The organism is Streptohalobacillus salinus, assembly GCF_003201605.1.
GTDB classification, from domain to species: domain Bacteria; phylum Bacillota; class Bacilli; order Bacillales; family Amphibacillaceae; genus Streptohalobacillus; species Streptohalobacillus salinus.
Genome location: NZ_QJJR01000013.1, coordinates 27,779 through 47,046, shown reverse-complemented (window position 1 = coordinate 47,046; position 19,268 = coordinate 27,779). Strand labels below are relative to the sequence as shown.

Genomic DNA, 19,268 nt, shown 5'->3' with positions numbered 1-19,268 from the left:
TATACATCAACGGCACGAATCGCTTCAACGACATCCTCAGCTGTCACGTCAAATGGCATGTTTTCCATCGTTTCGCCCGCTTTTGTCGCCGACTTACCAACGGCTAACAATTCTTCATAGGATTTATCTTCTAAATGCATCTGTTCTAACGTGACCGGTAAATCAAGGGCCACATACATCGCCAAGTAACGTTCAATTTCTGTGAGCGTTTTATTTTCTAAGACCAATTGCGTCAAAGTTCCGTAGGCCACTTTCTCTCCATGTGATAAATGGTGGATGTCACCATCGACGGCGGTAAAGCCGTTATGAATCGCATGTGCTGCCGCTAGACCTGAGTCTTCAAAGCCAAGACCAGAAAGCAACGTATTCGCTTCAACAATCGCTTCGAGCGCTGGTGTCACAACGTTTGCTTTATTGGCTTCATAGGCAAGCATCCCGTAATCAAACAGGACTTCTTCACATTTTTCCGCAATCGCAAAGCCAGCAATCGTTGCTTTTCCCCCACTCATCGTGTTGCCGTTTTTTTGTTTAACCGCGCGTGCTTCCACGAGTGTCGCTAAGGCATCTGAGATGCCTGATGCCAACATCTTCGCTGGTGCACCCGCAATAATTTTAGTATCCATTAAAACGAGATCAGGATTCTTTTTATAGAATAAGTATTGATCAAATGCCCCTTCTTCTGTATACACAACCGATAAGCCAGACGTTGGCGCATCCGTTGAAGCGAGGGTTGGGAAAACGACAACTGGCACATTCAAATTGTTCGCGACAGCTTTTGCCGTGTCCAGCGCTTTACCTGCACCCATGCCTAAAACAAAGTCGACATTGTTTTCTTTCGCAATCGCACTGACCCGTTCAATTTCTTTCATTGAGCACTCACCGTTAAAGGTGACTTTCGTAATGGTAAAGCTATCTTTTAAATGATCAATTAATGTGTTAGCGGCGAGGTCTTGGACAAATTCATCGGCTAAGACAATCACCTTTTTACCGAAGTGTTCGATATACTGACCGGCGTGATGCATTAAATCTTTCCCTTGAATGTAACGACTTGGACTTACAAAAATTTTATCCATTTAAAACCCTCCATTTTTTTGTTTAGAAATAATTAAAAATCGTTGTTCTATTATTACCTTACAATGAAAACGCTTAAATTAACACGGACAATTTTTAAAATCTGTCAAAAAGAGTCACCTTCATTCGCATCCTTGACAAATTGCAAGACTTTGAATGAGTACATCAGTTGAAAAACAGTTTCACCGTCTTCAAGGTCAAGATTAAGAAGTTGACGTATCTTTTTCATCCGGTTTTGCAGCGTGTTTCGATGAATATAAAGCGCGTCAGCAGTGCGGGCAATGCTCCCATTATGCTGCAAAAAAACATGTAAGGAATGATAATAATCTGTATGTTCGTTCTGGTCGCGTTGACGCAATTTAAGCAATTCAGTCTGACATAGGCCAAGCATTGTCTTCTCCGCTAAATCAGCATTGATCAAATGATAAAACTTCAACGCTTGAAACCCTATTAACCGATCCGTATTCTTTAACCTTTCAGCTATAACAAAGCTTTCTAGCAGTTGCTCATATAGCTCTTTCAGCGCTAAAGGCGCTTCAAATACTTCGCTAGCAATTGCGATCAGGTTATGCTCCTTTAGCGTATCAATGAGTCTTTCACGAGCTACTGCTTCTTCCATTTCCTCGCCAAAACTGGTTGTTAAGACAAGTAAGTGTTCCTGGTAAATGACTTGTCTTCCGCGGGGGAATATCTGATACAGTGCTCTTTCAATCGTTTCTCTTGTTGCCCGTGACTTTCCTTTACTTTTAATCAACAGTAATCGATTGGTTTTTCCGAAAAGATGCTTACTGGCTTTTTTTCGTTCAGCTAACTCCTCCTTTGTCTTGATATGTCCCTCAATCAAATCGATGATCAGCTTTTCTTCGACATCTAGATGCAAGGTTACTTTTCCCCGTAAATAATTAGAAACCACCTTGCTTATGTCACTTAGTAATACTTCTTTATAATTAGGAATTGGAGTGTCCGTTTCTAAAACAATCATAAACCCATATAATTTACCTTCAAAAATAATTTTACTTACACGTTTACGGGTCTGACTTTTATGACAAACAACTGTAAAGGGCACCTCAGATTCAGGCGCTTCTAAAACCGATTGATAGCTGATCACTTCTTTTACGAATTCATATGAACAATACCCTCTTCGGCAAATTTCTAACCATATGGGATCACTCATTTTTTTGTTTTTAGCGTAATCAATCACTTTAAAGTTGCTGTCAATCATTAGTACAGGATTTAAGAAAATGCTCTCTGCGTAGGTTAAAATCTCATGTAAAGTCTGTGAGTGACCAATTGTATCGTATAACGCTTTGTGTAAACGCAAATAAGCGTACGTTTCATCAAATATTAAGTTGAGTCGTTGATGTACATCATTTCCTTGGTGGCTACTGTCACAAATAATCACGTCACAATTTTGATCGTCAACCTGCCTGATTAAAACTGGGTTAACTGGTTCGTTTGTTATAACAAGAAACGTTACCTCAAAGCAATCTGGTAAATGTTTGGCTAACATGAAAACATCGGTTAGATAAACCACTTTGTCACTAACGCTTGACTGGTTACAAGTTGAAAGGTTTTCAAAACCAGTCAATGTTTTGTTATTATCATGCGTCAACAGCTTGGCATTAAAAGCTGCTAACTCTTCTACTAATTGAGGCACAGTTATCATCATGATCACTCCAGGTCTTTTTTTGTGCTTTGATTAGAACACCTCTACCTTTGCTACAACCGTATTAAAGATCCCTTATCAGGTAAACGGACACATTTAAAGATGTGTCCAAAACATGCTTTAATTAATGGTGAATCCGTCCATCCTTTTTACTTCAGAACAGCTGGTTTAACAGCTTTTCTTTAGAAACTCGTTTCTACCACTGTTACTTGTGAACAGTTTCACCTATGATATTTAGTCCTGATGAATATTGTATGCGCGATATGGCTGTGATAATTTTGCAATAGGACATGTTCATTATTTCACATTATTGACAGGAGGACAAAGATTATGAAATATCCGTTACTTTTTTCTGAAGGTCAGATTGGATCCGTCAAACTTAAAAACCGGATTGTTATGCCAGCGATTGGAACATCACTCGCCAGTGCCACCGGTGAAGCATCTGCTGAATTAATTCGTTACTATGAAGAACGCGCTAGAGGTGGTTGTGGGTTAATTATCACAGAAATCACAAAGATTGATGAAACGTATGGGGCTGGGTTACCCACGCAATTGACTGCTACGGATCCTGAACAGGTCCCACAACTGGAGCGTTTAACAAAGACCGTTCATAAATATGGAACAAAACTATTTGTTCAACTTCATCATCCAGGTCGAGAAACACATGGTCATCTACTTAAAGGGAAACAAATCGTTGCCCCTAGTGCAATTATGTGTAAGAGCACACAGGAAGAGCCCCGGGCACTAACAACTGAAGAAACTGAAGGCCTTGTCAAAGCTTTTGTTAAAGGGGCACGACTCGCGCAAATTGCTGGGGTTGATGGTGTCGAATTACACGGGGCGCATGGTTACTTAATTAATCAATTTTTAAGTCCTTACACAAATAAACGTTCTGATAAATACGGTGGCCATTTTGAGAACAGGATGCGTTTCATCACTGAGATCATTCTCGGGATTAGACACATCTGCGGGGCTGATTTTCCAATTAGCGTCCGCTTAAGTGCTGATGAGTTTGTTGAGGGAGGACTTAAACTTGACGATACGGTGAAAATAGCGCGCTACCTTGAAAGCATTGGGATTGACGCCTTAAACATTAGTAGTGGTATCTATGAGTCTGGCGCAACCATCGTTGAACCGACATCGTTTGCTCAAGGTTGGAAAAAACATTTAGCCAAGACCATTAAAGCGGCGGTAAAACTTCCGGTTATTGCCGTCAATGTTGTCCGTAAACCTGACTTTGCTGAAGAATTATTAACCGATCACGTTTCTGATTTTATCGGTTTAGGCAGAGCTCATCTCGCTGATCCCGATTGGGCAAACAAAGCGCTACTTGGTCAAGATGAAAGCATTAGACCTTGTATTTCATGTTTACATTGTATTGCAGAAGTCAGTGCGGGTCGGGCCGTCAAATGTGCGGTCAATCCCAAAGTTGGACGAGAAGAAGAGTTTAGTCATTTAGAAACCGATGGCGACAACAAGGTCGTTGTCATCATCGGTGGTGGACCTGGGGGAATGGAAGCAGCAAGAACGCTTGCACTTCGCAACTACCAGCCTATCTTATTTGAAAAAGAAAGTGAACTTGGAGGCGCATTAAGACTCGCTGGTAAACCTCCAGGCAAAGAAAAAATGACGTGGTTTGTTGACTATCAAGTCCATGAACTTAAACGCTTAAATATTGACATTCGACTGAACACGTCACCAACACTCGCTGATATTCGTGCCCTTAATCCCCATGCCGTTTTTTGGGCCGCTGGTGCTGAACATATTGTTCCACCAATTAAAGGTGTTGACCAGTCACGCATTAGTGTTGCCAGTGATATTCTCGACGAAAAGGTTACTTTAACTGATAAAGAAGTTGTCGTGATCGGATCCGGTATGACTGGCTGTGAAACAGCTGAAATGTTAGCCGCCGACGGGAACCGTGTCACGATTGTTGAAATGCAAAAAACAGTCGGTAATGGCATTTACCCGTCGATTCGCTTTGATATGCTTCAGAAACTAAATAAATATCAAGTCGAGATCATGACAGAACATAGTGTCAACACGATTCACGACGATAATGTGACGGTGACAAACTTAAAATCGGGCACGACAAATGAAATCATTGCTGATCATGTCGTTTTATCCGTCGGTGTAAAACCTCGCGTCGGATTTGTTGATCAACTGAAAGAAATCTGCCCGCATGTTGCTGTTATTGGGGATGCAAATAAAGGTGGACGTATTGCTGACGCTGTGCGCGAAGGTTATGAAAAAGCCTTTGTTTTAAACTAATCGCTCGAAGTATCCTATAACCATGTTCACAAGGAGGAATATTTAATGAATGAGTTTTCAGGTAAAGTTGCTGTTATTACTGGGGCCGGAAATGGTTTCGGAGTGGAATTTGCCAAAGCATGCGCCAACCGACAAATGAAAGTGGTGCTTGCTGACATTCGTGAAGATGATTTACAAAAAACAGAACGTTTATTAAAAGAAATGAATTGTGACGTATTAGCTGTACCAACAGACGTTTCGATTTACGAGCAGGTCGCTCAGCTTGCTACAAAAACGATTGAGCACTTTGGCCAGGTTGACTTGCTCTTCAACAACGCCGGTGTCGTCGTGCCAGGACCCGTTTGGGAAATCCCGATGAACGACTGGGACTGGATCATGAGTGTAAATGTAAATGGAATCGCTTATGGCTTACGCGCCTTTATTCCGATCATGCTTGAACAAGAGACGGCTTGTCACATCGTCAACACCGCCTCAATTGCCGGGTTATTAACAACACCAAGTATGGCTGCTTATCACACCAGTAAACATGCGACCGTTGCACTTAGTGAGTCAGTGAATTATGCAATGCAAGCAAAACAAGCAAACATTAAGCTCTCAGTATTTTGTCCGGGCTTTGTTCAAACCAATCTCCATCATTCAGATGATTACCGGCCAGAGCGCTTTAAAATAAACCCTAGTGAACCCTACTACCAAAGTAAAACTTTCCTAGAAGGTTTAAAGCGTGCTCAACATGTGATTAACACAGGGATACCAATTGATTCAATTAGTCAAAGTGTATTCACAGCGATTGAAGAAGAACGTTTTTATATCCTAACTCACCCAAAATACAACCCCATGATTGGAAAACGGGTAAAAGATATGTTAGAAGGTGTCATCCCGTCCGTTCGTATCTTTTCTTCTTAACAGAACGAACAGTGGATGCCTAAGTTTAAGATGATATTTGAAAAACCTTGCCCCCTTTTTGACAGATCACTTGCTGTTAAAAGGGGGGCTTTATTTACCTGTTTGCCAAAGTGCTGCTTTTTTAGACAGGCGTACCTGAAACAAAAAGAATGCCCGACATCGTCAGTCACATGGTTGTGGTCTAACGGCGCCGGGCATTCATCATGATAATGACATGCTAACTGTTCTTATTTATCTGCAACATGTATACTTTCAGATAACTCAGTAAAGATAACACCAAGGGCATAGGCACCTGCATCTGGGTGACCAATGCTTCGCTCGCCAACTGTCCCTGCTCGACCCATATGAGCAACAATACCTTCTGTTGTTCTTGCCCCTTCAACGGCCGCTAGAGCACCCGCTTTAAAAGCCGTATCAAAGCCCATGTTCTCAGCCGCGCTCTTTGCCCACGCTTGTTGACACGGAATCAAGGCATCAATTAATGTTTTATCACCAATATCTGCTCCCTTACCAAATGAACGTTCACCAGTTGCTTGAATGCCTTCAACTGCTGCTTTTAACATGTTGGCAAACTCCCCGACTGTTAGCTCGGTTTTACCTTCGACTGCTTTACCCGCAGCTCGAAAAGCTGAACCCCAAATCGGACCTGACGCCCCGCCACAATATTCCATGATGACTAAGGCACTTTCTTCTAAGAACGCACCAATATCATCTGACTGCTTTAAGATATCTGTCCATTCTCTTTTCAATTGTTTAAAGCCATTCGCAATGCTCATCCCAAAATCACCATCACCAGCATGGGCATCTAACTCACAAAATGGCGCTTCGTTTTCAATAATAATTTCACTCATCTTATCAACCAAATAGATCATGTTAGGTAACGTTAGTTTCGTTTGGTTGACCGTTGCATATGCCGTGTCTGTTTCAACTGTGAATGACACCGAGGCGTGAGTCTTTTCCTTATCAAGTGCTAAATACTGTGCACGTGCAACAGGCCCTGATACTTTAAAAGCAGGTGCATCACTTTCTCGAGAGATAAGTGTTTTTAGTTCGTCATCCAATTTTAAAATTGACAACGAGACACCGGCCATATCAATACTTGTCATAAAGTTACCAACAAAGCTCCGGTTAACGTTCAAGTGACGTTTTGATAATTCTTTTGCTACTTCATGATTAAAGGCATACAATTCTTGGAGCGGTGTCCCGCCAAAACCATTGATTAAAACAACCAGTTCAGCTTCACTACCTTCAGTAATCTGTAAGTCTTTTAAAACGTCAGTGGTCATTCGCTTTGCTAACGCACCAGCAGATAAGACTTTTTCTCTACGGATGCCTGGTTCACCGTGAATTCCTACACCATATTCCATTTCATCTTCTGCTAACTGAAACGTCGGTGACCCCTTCGCTGGAACGGTACACGAAGTGAGTGCAATACCAATGCTTCGCACGTTATCGGCTGCTTTTTGAGCAATACGTTTCACTTCTTCTAGCGAACGTCCCTCTTCAGCTGCTGCTCCGGCCGCTTTATGTACCAAGACGGTACCGGCCACACCGCGACGTCCGACCGTATACAAACTATCCTCCACGGCAATATCATCTTCTACCCGGACATAATCAACTTTTCTACCATCTTCTTCAGCTAAATGTGCCGCATTCTTAAAATTCATCACATCTCCTGAATAGTTCTTAATAATAAGCAAAGTCCCTTTAGTACTGGCTGTTTCTCTAATCGCTTGATAAACTTGAATTTGTGAGGGTGAGGCGAAGACTTCACCACAAACTGCAGCATCAAGCATACCTTTCCCAACGAAGCCTGCATGGGCCGGTTCATGTCCACTGCCACCACCACTGATAAGGGTAACCTTATCTGTGTCCAATTGCTTTCTTTTAATCACTTTGTGTTTTCTTAATAACTCGAGTTCCGGATGGGCCATGACAATGCCATTCAGCATTTCCATCATTAACGTACTTGGTTGGTTGATAATTTTTTTCATTTCTTAACCTCCTCAATTTTCAAATGAGTAACTGCTTTTTTTGTGACGTCAGTCTCACTTTAACTTAATGATAATGTCAGATTCGTGTTTAAACCAGAGACACATTTGTTTAATTGTCAAAAGTAAATGATACGTCCTTCATAGGATTGAGGGATATAGCCGCGTACTGCTACATCCCTCAAATTTAAAAGCTATAACTTGTATTTGACTGCCACTAATCGCCAAGATTACCTATTTACAACGTGGCATACAAGGCTGTGTTCGCCAGTAGAATAAGCGTCATCAATAATGCATTAATGAATGCTCCTAAATAAATATTCCCAGTAAGTCGGTAGAAATACCGGTTAAAGATTGCTGCAATGATAAGCACCGGCACTAAACCGATAACAACAATTGAAGACAATGCTTCAGCTGGGAAGGCCGCTGTACCCGTCATAAAGAGTGAACCATATTGATAGAGCAAGTAGAAGATTAAACCGCCTACAAACATGAAGATCGAGACGAGGTAACCTTTGATCCCTTCAAACCGTTCATCAGCTGTATTCACATTGATTGATAAGCCAACAACGAAATAGAAAACAAAGAACAGTGGTGCATACTTCATTAAAGCAACAAGGTGATGCGCTTCAAATGTCTTCACGGCGAGGGTCCATAATCTAAAGTCTGTTTTAAAGATGGCATCAACAATAAAGAGCATTAAATAACCAACCGCAATTGCAATAACTGCAACAACGAAGCTAGCAAAGATAGGTTTCACCTTCGTTTTTAAACCGTAATTATCAAGTGTGACCCCTTTCGCTTTTTGAGAAGCAAAGTAGCTTATTACAAGGACTAATGCGGTAATAATAGCTACATGCAATGCCCAGTAAACAATCGTGTTCCCTGTTGGTGCACCAAAGAACTCACTCACTTCGATTAATGTGTCGCGGTACCTCAGCATCAAGAACTGAATAATACCAATAATCAAGACACTAATTGATAATTTTTTCATGTGGGTCTGTTTATCTTTTACATAAGCGACAATTAATGAAATTAAACTTGTCGCAATCATGATGTAGTTAATTTGTGTGATTAATCTTAAGCCAACTTCCACACCACTATAGAAAGTCGTAAATAACAGCGCCGGGAAAAAGGCACCAAAGATAATCATTACTAAATTAGACGTTTTTTCACTGTCGGTAGCTGGTAAAGGCAGTGCTTTTGGTTTTTCAACAACCGTGTCTGATAAGAATGGTACCTTAAGCAATAATTGCACCACAGGTACAAACAGCAAGAAGAAACCAATTAAAGCAACAAATGAGAACCACTCTTTATACATCCATGATTGCCCGGTTTCACTCGTCTCTACTACATCATACTCAGCAAATGCTTCATCATAAAAGTTAATGACATGGTCTGTGGTTGTCATCGAAAAATGATTCCATGGGTGCGTTTCCTCTGGCTGATAAATAATCCGTTGACCATCACCGACCGCATAGAATTCTCCAACAGTAGGGTCTTCGGGATGACCTAAGAAAGCTTGCCCTTCTTCAGTGGCAATATAATTTTTCTCTACTACGGTTTGACCTTGAGCGGTCGCTTCTGGACTGAAGAAGAATTCATCATAAGTCCCGGCAATTTTACCAGCAGTTCTCGGACCATATGCAGCTGCGATGTCTTCTAGTTCATACCCAAGTGCATAAATCCACTGATAATCAGAGCCCATTGATAAGTAGCTATCAATTTTTCTAATCCCTGCTTGTTCATAGAACATTTCGTCTAGTAAGATGGCATGGGTTGATGAGAAGCCACCCATTGAGTGACCAGAAACAGCAATAATCCCGTTTCCATCTTCATCTTTCAATACGTAATCTTGTTCATACATATAATTAACCGCATCATAAATTGATGTTGGCCAGAAAGAGAAGAATGGAATTGATTTATCCATCGTCCCAACAGAATGACCGTGATCGTATTGATCAAGCGCTAAAACAACATAACCTCGTTTTGACATTTCAATCGCTTGTGGTGCTTGCATCTCCGCTGAGTTTAAATAACCATGCGTTGCCACAATTGTTGGACGTGGTTCACTTTCTGCGCCATCAGGTAAATATAATAACCCTGAGAGTTCGCCGCTATCTGTTTCAAAACTTATCCGTGAGACATCTACGTCACCACCTGAGTTATTACTGATTGAAGCAATTAAACTCCCAATCAAAATTAAGGCTAATGATGTAATCAATAATACCAATGTTCGTTTTTTCAATTGACTTACCTCCATTTTCATCATAAATATCAACTACCTAAGCCGTGTATCTTTAACGAAAAGCTATAAAGAGCTTAAAATATATAAACGGCACTTAAGCAATTATTATTTATGTTTCGTTGTATTTACTGCTGCCGTGTCTGATACCCCTTTATTCCCCTGAACACTTCATCGATCCGTCTATGTTATTGCATGCTTTTTCAAATAGGCTTTAGCATAAACATCAACGGCACGAATCGCTTCAACGACATCCTCAGCTGTCACGTCAAATGGCATGTTTTCCATCGTTTCGCCCGCTTTTGTCGCCGACTTACCAACGGCTAACAATTCTTCATAGGATTTATCTTCTAAATGCATCTGTTCTAACGTGACCGGTAAATCAAGGGCCACATACATCGCCAAGTAACGTTCAATTTCTGTGAGCGTTTTATTTTCTAAGACCAATTGCGTCAAGGTTCCGTAGGCTACTTTCTCTCCATGTGATAAATGGTGGATGTCACCATCGACGGCGGTAAAGCCGTTATGAATCGCATGTGCTGCCGCTAGACCTGAGTCTTCAAAGCCAAGACCAGAAAGCAACGTATTCGCTTCAACAATCGCTTCGAGCGCTGGTGTCACAACGTTTGCTTTATTGGCTTCATAGGCAAGCATCCCGTAATCAAACAGGACTTCTTCACATTTTTCCGCAATCGCAAAACCAGCAATCGTTGCTTTTCCCCCACTCATCGTGTTGCCGTTTTTTTGTTTAACCGCGCGTGCTTCCACGAGTGTCGCTAAGGCATCTGAGATGCCTGATGCTAACATCTTCGCAGGTGCACCCGCAATAATTTTAGTATCCATTAAAACGAGATCTGGATTCTTTTTATAGAATAAGTATTGATCAAATGCACCTTCTTCTGTATACACAACCGATAAACCAGACGTTGGCGCATCCGTTGATGCAAGGGTTGGGAAAACGACAACTGGCACATTCAAATTGTTTGCGACAGCTTTTGCCGTGTCCAGCGCTTTACCTGCGCCCATGCCTAAAATGAAATCCACTGTCTCTTCTTCAGCAATGTCACTGACCCGATGAATCTCTTTCATCGAACATTCACCATTAAAGGTCACTTTTGTCACCTTAAACTCTCCAGTTAACTTTTCAATCAACTTGTTCGCAGCTAAATCTTGGACGAACGGATCTGCTAAAACTAACACGCGTGTTCCAAACGGCTCTAAATAAGGACCCGCATGAAACATCAAATCTTTTCCTTGCACGTAACGACTGGGACTCACGAAAATCTTGTCCATTTAAACGCCTCCTTGTTTTCCTTCCCACCCTATAACGATGAAAAGTAATTAATTCAATCATAAAATGAAAGCGCTTAAAAATAAACGGACAGATTTATTTAACTGTCAAAACTCACGCGCTTTTCGCTCGTCATTTCGATCGATCTTCGCTACAATATAGTGGGGTGATAAAATGAACCAATCGATTATAACGAAAAAAATTATTGCACATGCCTTTAAAACATTAATGCAAAAAGAAGCATTCGTTAAAATTTCTGTTAGTGATATTATGAAGATGGCTGATATGAGACGTCAGACGTTTTACTATCACTTTCAAGATAAATTTGAGTTATTAGAATGGATTTATCAAACAGAAACAAAAGAAAACATCTCAGATTTTCTTGATTATGAACGGTGGGACACCATTCTAAATCAAGTGTTTGTCTATTTTTACAGACATCAAAAATACTATAAAAACGCCTTAGCAATTACTGAACAAAATGGCTTCCGCGAATATCTTTACATTAATTTGAAAGCGCTCTTTTCAAAAGCATTAACGGATTTGTATCAATCGAGCGTTAACTTAACTGAAAAGAAGAAAGAAACCATCGCTAGTTTTTTCAGTCATGGCTTAGTTGGCATTATCACTGATTGGATTGAAGCTGGTTGTGTTGAACCCCCTGAAGAACTAGCCGATTATGTCTATACATACTTAATCAACAAAATGTGCGAGAAGAAGGAGTGACAACAGATGAAACACATACAGAATCATGCTAAAAAAAATGTACGGGCAATGTTAAGTGGTTACCAGGCGGAACATCGTAACCGTATCCAGTTAGACCTTACCCATAAAATCACTTATCAAAAGGTGACAGACCAAGTTGCTTTAATCAGTGGCGGTGGTTCGGGTCACGAACCGGCCGACTTTGGATACGTTGGCGCAGGAATGCTTACTGCAAGCGTCAGTGGTGACTTATTTACCCCCCCTTTTCCAGAAGCCATTGTCGAAGCCATTAAATTAACCGATACCGGGGCTGGTGTCTTATTGATCGTTAAAAACTTTGCCAGTGATGTCGAAATGTTTACGAAAGCAAAAGAAATTGCCGAAGCAGAGGGTCACAAGGTTGAACTGGTCACGATCTCAGATGACCATTCCATTGAAGATAAATTGACTTACAAAAAACGCAAACGCGGGGTAGCGGGAACTGTGTTTGCTCAAAAAATACTTGGCGCATATGCGAGAGAGGGCGCAACATTACCGGAACTCGTCCAACTTGCGGAAACAATTAACGATAACCTTTATACGTTAGGTGTAGCCTTAGCGCCGGCCTATGTTCCGGGTACAGATGCGCCGTCATTTACATTATCTGATTCAGAAGTGTACTTTGGGGTTGGGATTCACGGAGAGAAAGGGTACCGGAAAGAGGCATTTAAATCATCCGAACAGCTTGCGATTGAACTCGTCAATAAATTAAAACGCATCAATCACTGGCACCCAAATGATCACTATGCCGTCCTTATTAACGGCCTCGGTTCAACACCCTTAATGGAACAATATATTTTCACAAATGATGTCCGGCGTCTTTTGCAATTGGAACAATTAACCATTCCTGTCCTTAAAGTCGGAAATCATTTAACGTCTTACAACATGCACGGCATGTCACTAACACTATTGAAACTCGCTGACCAGAAATGGATCCGCGCACTTGAAGCAGCCACAGACGCATCGCATTGGTAAGAAGACCGAAACGCCTGAGGCTTATGAACAGAGCTTAACAATGCTAGCTTTTCACTTAAGGAGTGATTGAAATGTTTTCAACAGAGTGGTTCACATCAACCGATGGTACCCCTATTTACTTGTATCACTATAAGGCAAACGATCCGAAGGCTGTCCTCCAATTTGCCCACGGGATGGGTGAACATGCAGGACGTTATCATGCGTTTTTTACCTTTTTGCAAACAAATGGCATTTCCGTCATTGCCAACGACCACCGTGGCCATGGTAAAACCGGAGAAAAGATGGGAGTGATGGGCTTTTTCGCAAAAGAAGCAGGTTTTGAAATGGCTGTTGACGATTTATCCTTAATCCATCACCATATCGCAATGGATTACGCGTCGGTTCCCCAAATCATGATGGGCCATAGTATGGGGTCATTTTTAGTCCGTCGTTATATTGAGAAGTACCCAGATGATAAAACCGCCGTGATTTTATCTGGCACCGGTTATCATCAAGGCATCGTTGGAAAAATAGGCAGCTTGATCGCCAAATTGGAAACATTACTTTTTAATCAGACACATAAAAGTAGGCTGATGGACAAATTAAGTTTTGGTCGCTTCCAAAACCATTTTAAAACGGGGAGCTGGTTGAGTCGTGATCAAGCACAAGTCGCACTTTACAGAAAAGACCCGCTAAGCGGTTTTATCTCGACCAGTCAGTTCTTTTACGATTTACTCACAGGCATTGACACCTTGCATAAACCGGAAGCATTAACCAAGGTAAATAAAGATTTGGCTATCTTGTTTATTAGTGGCACAGATGACCCGGTTGGTAACTTCACTAAAGGTGTCAAAAAAGCGATTCATGCCTATGAACAAATTGGCGTTAAACAAATTGATGTTACTTTTTATCCAGGTGCACGCCACGAGCTAATCTTTGAGACAAACCGTAAAGAAGTCATTCATGATATTCAGCTGTGGATAGAGCGCCAGATTAATGCTTAACCACCAAAAAAATGCGTTCACATGACAGCCTCATATATGCTCTCACGTGAACGCAATGGTCTTTTAAATTAGTAAACAGGTTAATCCGCTAACTATTCTAAGTCAATACGATAACGTTTTTCTTCGGAGAGGGTTGTTGATGGTTTGGGTACGGTAACCGTAAGCACACCATTTTTAAACGCGCCTTTAATCTTTGTTTCGTCGATATCACCTACAAAGAATTGGCGTTTAAATGAGCCTGTGGCGCGCTCTTTTCGAACATAGTTGTCTTCTTCAACATTAACTTCTGCTTCGCGCTTACCTTCAATCATCAAATAGTCATCCTTGTACGAAACAACAACATCATCTTTCTCAAAACCAGGAAGTTCAGCATCAATTACATAGTGATCATCCTTTTCGACCACGTCCACCTTTGGCATCTCGTGGCGGTGAAAAGGTGAAAACAACTCATGATCACGGTCAAAGAGACGTGGCAATGCATCAAAGAAATCGTCTTTTCTTGGAAACAAGCTGCCCATCAATTCATTCCTCCTTTTTAATTTGGCCTCTCCACTATTTTTAATACCACCTTTGCAGCAGTATAAACACCTTTTTGGTGAAGATTTCTTGACATTTCTCCCTTTTTTTCACCCTGTTTAACGACAGCACTCCGATCGCTTATAACTAACAACGCTAACCATTCGTCCCCCCTAAAACGATAGAAAAATCAGAAAAAAGCTTCGATTCTCGAACAAAAGACACCACACATGACTAAGCTATGATATAATAGCGTTTACAAAACGAAGAAAAGTATGGTGACTATCTATGGAACGCTTAACAAATACTGCAGCTATCTCTGCGAAGCGCCAATTATTTTTAATCACATGGCCGATTTTTATTGAAGTTTTCTTACAAATGCTGATGCGTTTTTCTGACGTGTTTATGCTTAGTTACATATCCGATGATGCCGTTGCCGCGATTGGTGTCGTCAATCAAGTCATGATGTTTACCTTTGTCTTATTTAACTTTACCGCGATGGGTTCGGGTGTGGTCGTCTCACAATTTGTTGGCGCCAATAACCCCGAAGGGGTCAGAAAGACCATCGCTCATGCGATTACCATCAATTTATCCTTCGGTCTGTTTATAAGTGCAGTGGTCTTTAGTTTCCGTGAACAATTCATTGGTTTGTTTTCACTCGAAGCTGAGCTCTACGAATTTGCGATGACCTACATGTCCATAGTCGGTGCATTTCTCTTTGCGCAGGCGATGATTTTAACTGTCTCTGCGATCCTACAAGCGATGGGTCATACGAAAGATGTCATGTTTGTCGTCCTTATTATGAATGCCTTAAACATCTTCGGTAACTATGTCTTTATCTTTGGTGCGTTAGGATTTCCTGAGCTTGGTGTCCAAGGGGTCGCCATGGCCACCTCAGCCATGCGTTTCTTAGCGATGATTGGTATTTTTGTTTTACTCGTCCGCCGGATGCCGATTAAGTTACCATTCAAAGCGTTTCTTACCTTTGAGAAAGAATATTTAAAGAAAATCTTACAAATTGGTGTCCCTGCTGCCGGTGAACAGTTATCGTACAACATTTCACAAATTGTGATCACGATTTTTGTCACCTCACTCGGACCCACAGCACTTGCGACACGCGTCTATGCCCAAAACTTTATGGGCTTTATGACAATCTTCTCGATGTCGATATCAAAAGGGATGCAAATCTTTATTGGTCAATTAGTAGGAGCAGGTAAAGACGATGAAGCCTATCACAATATGTTCATCGGTGTGCGTCACGCCCTAACGGTTGCCTTAACCATCGGCTCGGTGCTTGCGATATTTGGCGAACAAGTCTTTGGCATTTTCAGTAATGATCCCGATGTGATTTCTTTAGGGGCAACAATTTTAGTGATTGGATTAATTCTCGAGCCTGGGCGGACGTCTAACTTGGTCATCATTAGTGCGCTCCGGGCCTCTGGTGATGCACGTTTCCCTGTCCTTATCGGTATGTTAATTATGTGGGGGGTGGCCATTCCGATGTCTTACTTACTCGGTATTCAGCTCGGCTATGGTCTTGCTGGGGTCTGGGTAGCGATGTTAATGGATGAGTGGATTAGAGCGGGAATCATGTGGTGGCGCTGGCGCAGTAAGCGCTGGATGGGTAAATCACTGGTCGACCGTGGTCAGGACATTATTGAAGATTTAGAAAGATAAACTTACGAGTCCTGTCGTCGTCTAGTCAAATAAGATAAAAAACGAGCGCCACCTCAAGCCATCTGCTTAGGGGGGCGCTCACTTCTTTTTATTAAGCCACGAGGGACCTGTCGCTTTAGCTCATTTTTTTAATACGGTCCGCGAATGTGTTGATGGATCTCTTCTTGATAGAAGTCACGTAATCTATTCAACTCAGCTTCGGTAAAGTCTTTGACAGCAACTGAACCTAGATTATCTTTGACCTGTTTTGTGTTTTTAAAGCCAGGAATAACCGTTGATACCCCTGGTTGTTGCATGATCCACTTCAAAGCTGCTTGGGCCATATCACCGTGATCATCGGCAATCCAGTTCAGTTTATTGGCAAGTTCTACCCCTGTTTCAAAGGGAAGTCCACCAAAGGTTTCCCCAACATTGAACGCTTCTCCGTCTTTATTGAAGTTGCGGTGGTCGTCACTTTCAAATGTATGGTTCTTATTGAATTTCCCGGTCAATAAGCCACTCGCAAGTGGCAAGCGTGCGATAATGCCAACATTTTTCGCCACTGCTTTTGGGAAGAGTTCATCCAATGGTTTTTGACGCATCATATTGAAAATGACCTGTAAGGTACTTACACCTGGTTCATTCTCAAGCAAATACAAACCTTCTTCAACGGTCTCGATACTGACACCATAGTGACGAATCTTACCCGCTGCTTTTAAATCATCTAAGACCCGGAAAACAGATCCTTCTTGTAAGATTTCTAATGGGGGACAGTGGATCTGATATAAATCCAACGTATCACGGCCGAGACGTTTTAACGTGTCATTTAAGTAATTCGTCACTGCTTCTTTTGAATAATTGTCTGGATCGTGAATATCTCCCTTGCGACAGAATTTAGAAGCAACATAAATCTCATCTTCTTTGCCTTTCGTTGCCTCCCGTAACAGTTCTTCACTATGTCCGTCACCGTAGACATCAGCGGTATCGAAGAAATTAACCCCCTTTTCAATGGCGATTTCTAGAGCACGTAACGATTCTTCATCGTTTGTCTTTCCCCAAGCACCACCGATTGCCCACGTTCCAAAACTGAGTTCACTAATCTTATAGCCTGTTTTACCTAATGTATGATAGTTCAATTCGTTCATCCCTTTCTTCTCTTATGTTTGTTTGCGCTTACATGACTAGTTTAACTTAAATGAGGAAAAAGAAAAAGCGACACAGCTTTAGGTATTCCCCTAATTTGTATCGCTTTTGACTTCTTCACTACATCCAGGAATTAGTCAATGGTCGTTCCTTCCACTAAATAGACAGAGACGTTGCCTGCTTCTGTTTTAAACGCACCATAACCCTCATCATCAATCGTCACCTTTGCTTCTGTGTGGCCTAGTACATCGGCAAACACTTTACCCGCATGTTCTTTGCCAATGAACATCTTAATCGTTGTCGCATCTCTTTGTGACATGACGGTGATGAGTTGCTGCGGATGTTTATCGTCTCCGTGGCGCACAAAGCCTAAACAATGACCACCGTCCAGATACAAGTCTTCATCCCCATAGGCATAAAGGCCTCTAATTTTCGCTAATTGTGTGATGACCTTATTGATGGGTTCAATCTTTGGTTGATTAATCCCGTAAACATCCCCATAAAAAAGACAAGGGTAACCTTCTTTTCGCAAGAGAATAATCGCATAAGCAAGGGGTTTAAACCACGGTTCTACAAATGACTCCAGTGACTGTTCCGGTTGCGTATCATGATTATCCACAAAGGTCACCGCCCGAGTTGGATGATCTTTCAACAGTGTATTATCAAAAAGTTTACTGAAATCATAATCATCTTTTTTCGACGCTTCATGAAAATGATAATGCAGATCAACATCAAATAAATCAATCGTATAGTTCGTTTCTTTCAAATAGATATCTTTATGATCGCCTTTTTGATCCCAGTACTCTCCTAACACATAGAAGTCATCATTGGTTTCTGCATGGACATGTTTAACAAAACGCTCCATGAAATGATGGTCAATATGCTTAACTGCATCTAGACGAATACCGTCAATATTCAGTGTTTCTATAAACCAACCTATCCAATCTTTCAGTTCTTGTTCTACTTCTGGGTGCGCATGATCAATATTGGCAAACATCAAATAATCAAAGTTTCCTTTGTCTTTACTGACACCATAGTTCCACCCTTTGTTTTCACCTAAAATACGAAAGATGCCCGTCTCATCATGTTTGCTGTCATAATCGACGCCGTTAAAGTGATGAAAGTTCCAGGTGAAATCTGAGTATTTTCCGTCTCGTCCAGGAAAGATAAACTTGGTCCATCCCTTGATTTCACGAGGCGTATCAATTTCTTGGGTACGGTCATTTTCATCGACCGGAACCGCTTGAAAGGTTTCTTCTTCATCTGCGCCTGCTTTGTGATTAATAACAACATCACAATAAACCCTCATGTCCCGCTGATGAATCTTATCAATCAATTGATGAAGTTGCTCTTTCGTGCCGTATTTTGTTCGAACATCGCCCTTTTGATCAAACTCGCCTAAATCATATAAATCATACACGCCGTATCCGGTATCATTTGTTCCTTGTGCTTTAGTTACCGGTGGTAACCAAATGCTATCAACACCCATGTCTTTTAATTCATCTAACTTTTCAATCATATCTAAATAATAGTTGCCATCATCTTTTAAATACCACTCAAACGCTTGAAACATTACCCCATTTGTTTGCATCCGTATTCCTTCTTCCCGTTTTTCCTACATATACCATTCTTTCGCTGTTTTTAAACATTTTCAGGTAACATTCGTGATGAACCCTTATCCGAATGAACATCATTTTACGTCCTTTAGCACAGTACATTATTTATATGTTGCCTGTTTGAAAGAGCCTTTTTGAATGAGCGTGTGGCATTGGTGTCTCGATGACGTGCTCCTGAAAAGCTAAAAAGACCTTTT

Annotated in this window: 14 protein-coding genes; 6 read left to right on the top strand and 8 right to left on the bottom strand. The window is 41.4% G+C overall.

Annotation, left to right across the window (positions count from 1 at the left end):
- A partial coding sequence (locus DES38_RS09855) for a glycerol dehydrogenase (protein WP_110251942.1) occupies window positions 1-1,073 on the bottom strand: 1,073 nt, incomplete at its 3' end.
- A 104-nt stretch (window positions 1,074-1,177) separates the two neighbouring features.
- A complete protein-coding gene (locus DES38_RS09850) occupies window positions 1,178-2,740 on the bottom strand; it encodes a PucR family transcriptional regulator (RefSeq protein WP_110251941.1) in 1,563 nt (520 codons plus the stop codon).
- Window positions 2,741-3,067: 327 nt separating this feature from the next.
- Between DES38_RS09850 and DES38_RS09845 the strand changes: the two genes are divergently transcribed.
- On the top strand, window positions 3,068-5,008 hold the full coding sequence (locus DES38_RS09845; protein ID WP_211305854.1) for an oxidoreductase: 1,941 nt from the start codon (window positions 3,068-3,070) through the stop codon (window positions 5,006-5,008).
- 45 nt (window positions 5,009-5,053) lie between these two features.
- Window positions 5,054-5,911 carry an SDR family NAD(P)-dependent oxidoreductase gene (locus DES38_RS09840; RefSeq protein WP_110251939.1) on the top strand — a complete coding sequence of 286 codons (858 nt, stop codon included), beginning with the start codon at window positions 5,054-5,056 and terminating at the stop codon, window positions 5,909-5,911.
- Between the two features lie 227 nt (window positions 5,912-6,138).
- Here DES38_RS09840 and dhaK read toward each other — a convergent pair whose 3' ends face one another.
- The 3 genes from dhaK to DES38_RS09825 form a co-directional block, all read right to left on the bottom strand.
- Window positions 6,139-7,905 carry a dihydroxyacetone kinase subunit DhaK gene (gene dhaK / locus DES38_RS09835; RefSeq protein WP_110251938.1) on the bottom strand — a complete coding sequence of 589 codons (1,767 nt, stop codon included), beginning with the start codon at window positions 7,903-7,905 and terminating at the stop codon, window positions 6,139-6,141.
- Between the two features lie 235 nt (window positions 7,906-8,140).
- Entirely contained in the window at window positions 8,141-10,150 is a 2,010-nt protein-coding gene (locus tag DES38_RS09830) for a serine aminopeptidase domain-containing protein (RefSeq protein ID WP_245882003.1), read from the bottom strand.
- Between the two features lie 180 nt (window positions 10,151-10,330).
- The gene (locus DES38_RS09825; RefSeq protein ID WP_110251937.1) at window positions 10,331-11,440 is read right to left on the bottom strand and encodes a glycerol dehydrogenase; all 1,110 of its coding nucleotides are present in this window, start codon (window positions 11,438-11,440) and stop codon (window positions 10,331-10,333) included.
- A gap of 172 nt (window positions 11,441-11,612) precedes the next feature.
- Here DES38_RS09825 and dhaS point away from each other — a divergent pair, with 172 nt between their 5' ends.
- The 3 genes from dhaS (at window position 11,613) to DES38_RS09810 (ending at window position 14,140) form a co-directional block, all read left to right on the top strand.
- Complete coding sequence (dhaS, locus tag DES38_RS09820) at window positions 11,613-12,164, top strand: dihydroxyacetone kinase transcriptional activator DhaS (protein WP_110251936.1); 552 nt, start codon at window positions 11,613-11,615, stop codon at window positions 12,162-12,164.
- A gap of 6 nt (window positions 12,165-12,170) precedes the next feature.
- Window positions 12,171-13,157 (top strand): dihydroxyacetone kinase subunit DhaK, encoded by a 987-nt coding sequence (locus tag DES38_RS09815; RefSeq protein ID WP_110251935.1) that lies wholly within the window; start codon window positions 12,171-12,173, stop codon window positions 13,155-13,157.
- 71 nt (window positions 13,158-13,228) lie between these two features.
- On the top strand, window positions 13,229-14,140 hold the full coding sequence (locus DES38_RS09810) for an alpha/beta fold hydrolase (protein ID WP_110251934.1): 912 nt from the start codon (window positions 13,229-13,231) through the stop codon (window positions 14,138-14,140).
- A gap of 92 nt (window positions 14,141-14,232) precedes the next feature.
- Here the strand turns inward: DES38_RS09810 and DES38_RS09805 are convergent, their stop codons facing one another.
- Window positions 14,233-14,658: an Hsp20/alpha crystallin family protein gene (locus DES38_RS09805; RefSeq protein ID WP_110251933.1), complete on the bottom strand. Its 426-nt coding sequence runs from the start codon at window positions 14,656-14,658 to the stop codon at window positions 14,233-14,235.
- A 286-nt stretch (window positions 14,659-14,944) separates the two neighbouring features.
- On the opposite strand from DES38_RS09805, the gene DES38_RS09800 reads away from it, so the two are divergent.
- Window positions 14,945-16,333, top strand: a complete 1,389-nt coding sequence (locus tag DES38_RS09800; RefSeq protein ID WP_110251932.1) for an MATE family efflux transporter — start codon at window positions 14,945-14,947, stop codon at window positions 16,331-16,333.
- A 128-nt stretch (window positions 16,334-16,461) separates the two neighbouring features.
- On the opposite strand, the gene DES38_RS09795 is transcribed toward DES38_RS09800, so the two are convergent.
- Window positions 16,462-17,448: an aldo/keto reductase gene (locus DES38_RS09795; protein WP_211305857.1), complete on the bottom strand. Its 987-nt coding sequence runs from the start codon at window positions 17,446-17,448 to the stop codon at window positions 16,462-16,464.
- A 140-nt stretch (window positions 17,449-17,588) separates the two neighbouring features.
- On the bottom strand, window positions 17,589-19,046 hold the full coding sequence (locus DES38_RS09790) for an alpha-amylase (RefSeq protein ID WP_110251930.1): 1,458 nt from the start codon (window positions 19,044-19,046) through the stop codon (window positions 17,589-17,591).
- Window positions 19,047-19,268: the final 222 nt, after the last annotated feature.

Coding starts and splice junctions, on each gene's coding strand:
- DES38_RS09805 (WP_110251933.1), bottom strand. CDS start 14,658: ATGGGCAGCTTGTTTCCAAGAAAAGACGATTTCTTTGATGCATTGCCA.
- DES38_RS09800 (WP_110251932.1), top strand. CDS start 14,945: ATGGAACGCTTAACAAATACTGCAGCTATCTCTGCGAAGCGCCAATTA.
- dhaS (WP_110251936.1), top strand. CDS start 11,613: ATGAACCAATCGATTATAACGAAAAAAATTATTGCACATGCCTTTAAA.
- DES38_RS09810 (WP_110251934.1), top strand. CDS start 13,229: ATGTTTTCAACAGAGTGGTTCACATCAACCGATGGTACCCCTATTTAC.
- DES38_RS09815 (WP_110251935.1), top strand. CDS start 12,171: ATGAAACACATACAGAATCATGCTAAAAAAAATGTACGGGCAATGTTA.
- DES38_RS09850 (WP_110251941.1), bottom strand. CDS start 2,740: ATGATGATAACTGTGCCTCAATTAGTAGAAGAGTTAGCAGCTTTTAAT.
- dhaK (WP_110251938.1), bottom strand. CDS start 7,905: ATGAAAAAAATTATCAACCAACCAAGTACGTTAATGATGGAAATGCTG.
- DES38_RS09790 (WP_110251930.1), bottom strand. CDS start 19,046: ATGCAAACAAATGGGGTAATGTTTCAAGCGTTTGAGTGGTATTTAAAA.
- DES38_RS09840 (WP_110251939.1), top strand. CDS start 5,054: ATGAATGAGTTTTCAGGTAAAGTTGCTGTTATTACTGGGGCCGGAAAT.
- DES38_RS09845 (WP_211305854.1), top strand. CDS start 3,068: ATGAAATATCCGTTACTTTTTTCTGAAGGTCAGATTGGATCCGTCAAA.
- DES38_RS09825 (WP_110251937.1), bottom strand. CDS start 11,440: ATGGACAAGATTTTCGTGAGTCCCAGTCGTTACGTGCAAGGAAAAGAT.